This is a genomic window from Paramagnetospirillum marisnigri (assembly GCF_001650715.1).
GTDB classification, from domain to species: Bacteria; Pseudomonadota; Alphaproteobacteria; order Rhodospirillales; family Magnetospirillaceae; genus Phaeospirillum; species Phaeospirillum marisnigri.
In genome coordinates, this window is the sequence record NZ_LWQT01000096.1 from 1 (window position 1) to 4224 (window position 4224).

Annotated in this window: 5 protein-coding genes; 3 read left to right on the forward strand and 2 right to left on the reverse strand. The window is 65.1% G+C overall.

The window, feature by feature from the left end:
• Positions 1–897: 897 nt before the first annotated feature.
• Positions 898–2004, forward strand: coding sequence for a hypothetical protein (locus tag A6A04_RS17415; protein WP_068495173.1), 1107 nt, complete (start codon positions 898–900; stop codon positions 2002–2004).
• Between the two features lie 362 nt (positions 2005–2366).
• The gene (locus A6A04_RS17420) at positions 2367–2714 is read left to right on the forward strand and encodes a hypothetical protein (RefSeq protein ID WP_068495177.1); all 348 of its coding nucleotides are present in this window, start codon (positions 2367–2369) and stop codon (positions 2712–2714) included.
• A 169-nt stretch (positions 2715–2883) separates the two neighbouring features.
• Here the strand turns inward: A6A04_RS17420 and A6A04_RS17425 are convergent, their stop codons facing one another.
• Both A6A04_RS17425 and A6A04_RS17430 read right to left on the reverse strand, forming a co-directional pair.
• Positions 2884–3288 carry a HEPN domain-containing protein gene (locus tag A6A04_RS17425; RefSeq protein WP_068495184.1) on the reverse strand — a complete coding sequence of 135 codons (405 nt, stop codon included), beginning with the start codon at positions 3286–3288 and terminating at the stop codon, positions 2884–2886.
• On the reverse strand, positions 3285–3629 hold the full coding sequence (locus tag A6A04_RS17430) for a nucleotidyltransferase domain-containing protein (RefSeq protein ID WP_068495186.1): 345 nt from the start codon (positions 3627–3629) through the stop codon (positions 3285–3287). The genes A6A04_RS17425 and A6A04_RS17430 overlap by 4 nt, the downstream gene beginning before the upstream one ends.
• 137 nt (positions 3630–3766) lie before the next feature.
• Between A6A04_RS17430 and A6A04_RS17435 the strand changes: the two genes are divergently transcribed.
• Positions 3767–4003, forward strand: coding sequence for a helix-turn-helix domain-containing protein (locus A6A04_RS17435; protein ID WP_245651267.1), 237 nt, complete (start codon positions 3767–3769; stop codon positions 4001–4003).
• Positions 4004–4224 lie beyond the last annotated feature (221 nt).

Sequence of the window (4224 nt, forward strand, 5' to 3'; positions counted from 1 at the left end):
TGACGCCTCCGGGCGCTACGCACCCTACGCCATCATCCCCAGGCAAAAGCTGCTACACCACTCGACGGGACATGACCAACCCTTCCGCCGTGCCCCGTTCAATAACTCCTCCGGGGACACGCTGCAGGCGGTGGAGGCGCGCCGATGTGCTGGCTTGGCTTGAGGGGCTGCCCAATGACCTCATACCGGGTTCGATCGCCCCGCGTCGGGGCCGCCCCCGGAAGTCGGCCTAATTCTGATGGTGACGAGCAGCCGAGGGCCGCCGACATCCGGCGACCAATGAGGCTGAAATGAAACGGGCCGGTGAGTTTGCACCTCACCGGCCCGTCACGGAAAACGCTTCGGTCGCCATCCCGCTAGGTATGACAGCCTCGATTCGTTTCCTTCTGCATTCCCGAATCTAGGCATCTGGCAAACGGAGAACAAGGGCAAAGCCCTTTCCTCCGAACGCCACTACCTTGCTGGTGGCGATCCTCACCAGGAGGCTCCGTCATGACCCAGTCCAATTCCCACGATGACGCCCGGTCAAGGGCCGCGCAGAGCCACGCACAGCCCCCACGGGGCGAGCATGGCGAGCACGGGGGCCGGTCGGCCCGTACCCTTGACGGGGCGGCGACACCCAAGCTTCCCGCCCCAGAGGGGCAGGGACGGAACGCCCCTGCCCCTCTGCCATGCGGCGAGCGGGGGAGCGCGAGGGGGAACACCTCGCCCCGCGCCGCCCACCGGGCGGCGGCACACAAGCCTTCTTCCGCATCATCCAAACCCCGATCCCCCCACCCACTAAGAGGGGGGATCGGGGATACCAGGACAGCCCGTGATTTTCCCGCAATCACCATCCCTGACCCCTCTTTCTGGCAGCCAAAGGCAAGCCTGCTCGCCTCCGGCCTCGACACGGTGGTGGAGGCGTTCGACATCGCCATACCCGATACCATGTGCGACCGGCTGGAGGCTGCACGGCTGAGGGCGGAAGCCCTGTCCGAAGACCTGTCGGGCCGGGAGGTGTTCACTTTGGGCGGCGTCGAGTTTCAGATGATCGCCCTTCGCGGCAAGGGCCTCCGTTGGCGGCTGGAGAATGACGACCTGACCATCCGCATCCGCCCGGTCAAGATGGGCTACCCGGTCAGTGTCCGTTATTCGGCGGCGGGCCTGTGGGAGCATGGCTATGCCAAGCTTCACCAGAAGGCGGAAAGGGCCGTCAGGGCGCTTGGCTGCCCTCGGGGCGCAGATTGGCAACGCCTGAGCGAGGTTCATCGGGCCTTCGACTTCCACGCCCCCGACTTCACTCCGGAAATGCGCCCCGGCCTGATAGGGCAGGTCATTGCCCATTCCGAGGTCAATCGGAAAGGTATTTGTGGCCGGGACTTCGAGACGGACGAGATATGGGGCAAGGCCGGGCGGCTGGAGACCCTGACCATTGGAAAGCGCGCCCCATTGGAAATCCAGGTCTACGACAAGGGCCGCGAAATCGAAGAGGCCAGTGGCAAGACCTGGATGCTCGCCCTGTGGGAACGCTCCGGTGCCTGGACCAGGACAGGGACTGCCCGCCAGGAGCACTGTTGGCGCATCGAAGTCCGCTTCCGCTCGGACTTCCTCCGGAATCGCTCGGTCCTGACCATGGCCGACTACGTCGAGGCCCAGGCAGCCTTGCTGGCCGAGGCGCTGCTGACCCGCCGCCTGTGCGTGCCCTCCGAGGACAGCAACCGGGCGCGCTGGCCGCTCCATTGGATGTGGTGCGCGGCGCTTCACCACAGTGGAGAGGCGGAACAAGCCTTGCCCCTTGGGCGAAGGCTGACCGAGGCGCGCGACGTCATCGGGGAAAGGTTGGTGAAGGGGCTTGCCGGAACTCTGCGGGCAGCCGTGGTGTTGCGGTGTGGGCACTGGAACCAGGCGGTTGCCGCCCTCCTGCTTCCCCGGCTGATTGCGGTGGCCGAGGCCGACGCCAAGCATGACGACAAGGTGGCCTTGGCCCGCGAACGGTATCGCTACCTGGACGAGGCCAAGTAGATGGGCGGGACCAGCCACCCCAGGTTGCGCGGATTCGTACTCAACGCCCTTCGGCCCACTTGGACGCTCCAAATCGTGGTTTGGACGGGCGAAAACCCCGCTTGGACGCGGCATTTTCTTCCCTGGACGCGACCGACAACACGCGACGGTAGCGGTGGACGCGACCGGCTGCACAAGGGGCCTTGCGATCTCCAAGGTTTCTGCGGGATTCGCTCCCCCTCTACACAAGGCAGGATACGCACTTTGTCTGACACCCCGCTTCGCGGGCCTGTCCGGCCGTGCTGGGGCTGCCTTATCCGGCAAGGAACCGCCCACCATGCGGGCCAGATCACGCTCGCCTCTGGCGGCGGGAAGGAGGGAAGATGAACAAGGATCATCGGCGGATTTTCCGCCTCGACCCGGAGGCCGACGCCGCCCTGCTGCAAGCGGTGAAGAAACACGGCGCGGATATCTCGGACTTCCTCCGTGCTGCCGTCGCCCGCGCCATCATCGAGCAGCCAGGGCCAACACCCGACGAACTCCGGGACTATTACGAGCTGACACGCCTCCTTGTCGGCGTCGCCTACAACATCAATCAGTACGTCAGACTCGCCAACCAAGCACGCCTGTCGGGATCACCCCTGCCGGAGGCCGAAGAACTGATGCGCCTTGCCCGAGAACTGCACCGGGATAGCCACCGCCCCCTGGCAATCATCGAAAAGTGGCGATGAGGCGAAGGTTGCTTGGCATGGACGCGAGAAGCGGCGCGGTGGTGTCCAGACCATCCGCGCGGGCCAGCCCATGCGCAGGCGACCTGGGCAGGGAGTGTGCAGCGTTCCTGCATCGCGCCAGGAGGGCAAGGCCGAGTGGCCGCCTTTCGGGCAAGGCAATGCGGGGGAATCAGATCGCGTCGGGAGCTTGGAGGCCGAACTTGGCGGCGCAGACCGTCAGGAAGCTCCGGGCGACCGAGGCGGCATCCTTAGCCTGCTGCTCGGTGGGATTGGCGGCCTCGTAGTCCCAGATGTTCCGATTGGTCATCATCCGGTTGATGGCCCGCCCGGCATCCTTCAACTCGGCGTCGTCCTGCTTGACGGCCAGCAGGCCGAATTCCTGAATCACCTTGTCGTGTCGGACGGCGGCGGTTCCCGCCACGCTCAGCAGAACAGCCCTGGCGGCGTGGTGCATGGCGTAATAGGCGGAATGCACCATGGCGCCAGGGGCGGCGGTCGGATCGATCCGTTCGGCCTCACGCAGCTTGGTCCGGGCCTTGTCCCAAGCCTCGGCGGCATTGGCGATCTTGCTCATTGGACGACGACGCCATCATGGGCGATGTTTTCGGCCAGCTCCGAATGCGGCTCCTGCTCCAGCTCGGAGGCCGGGAACGGAATGGCGCGGATGAAGACGCCCCGCAGGACATATTCATAGGCGGCATCGGACAGGGTTTCCCCCACGGCCAAGCGGTCGCCCATGTCGCGGACATACACCGCCAGGTCATAATCACTGTCCTCGGTGGCGTCGCCCCGAGCGCGGCTCCCGAACAGAACCACCCGCGCCACACGCCCCGGCAATTCACGCTCGACCGCCGCCTTGTAAGCGACGACCTGCGCGGCCTGATCGGGGGGCAGAATGTCCTGAACCGTTTTCATCTCGGGGCCTCAGCATGAGCCGACGCGGAACTATACCATTCCTGGGGAGTGGGTATCTACCGGATCAGGGAAGGCCTTTGGTTGCGGCAATGACGGCGCTATGATTGCCCTGGGCAGGCGCGAGTGGGGCCGCCGTCATGGGCAAGTTGTCGGATGAGTTGAAGACTTCGTTGCAAGAGGCGCTGGCCCATGCCGAGGGTCAGACCGGCCCCACCACCAGCCATGTGGTGATGGTGCCCGATGACGTGGATGTGGAATCGATCCGCAAGGGGCTGGGGCTGTCCCGCCCGGCCTTCTGCCAGCGTTTCGGCCTCGACGTGCGGGCCGTGCAGGATTGGGAGCAAAACGCCGCCGCCCAGATCGCGCCTATCTGATGGTCATTGCCCACAATCCGGCAGCGATCGAGGCGGCCCTGCACGCGGCGTAATTTATCGTTTCGGCGGGGCTGCTGCGTCCAAGGATTGAACCTCCTGCGCATCCACTATACTGTTTGCCTATTAGCAGTGTGTCTTGCCAAGTGGGCACCTCCGGAAACTGGCGTCGGCTCGGGTTTCGTGATTCCCTATCCGTATGACGGAACAGGGGGCGGATATGA

Coding starts and splice junctions, on each gene's coding strand:
- A6A04_RS17420 (WP_068495177.1), top strand. CDS start 2,367: ATGAACAAGGATCATCGGCGGATTTTCCGCCTCGACCCGGAGGCCGAC.
- A6A04_RS17425 (WP_068495184.1), bottom strand. CDS start 3,288: ATGAGCAAGATCGCCAATGCCGCCGAGGCTTGGGACAAGGCCCGGACC.
- A6A04_RS17430 (WP_068495186.1), bottom strand. CDS start 3,629: ATGAAAACGGTTCAGGACATTCTGCCCCCCGATCAGGCCGCGCAGGTC.
- A6A04_RS17435 (WP_245651267.1), top strand. CDS start 3,767: ATGGGCAAGTTGTCGGATGAGTTGAAGACTTCGTTGCAAGAGGCGCTG.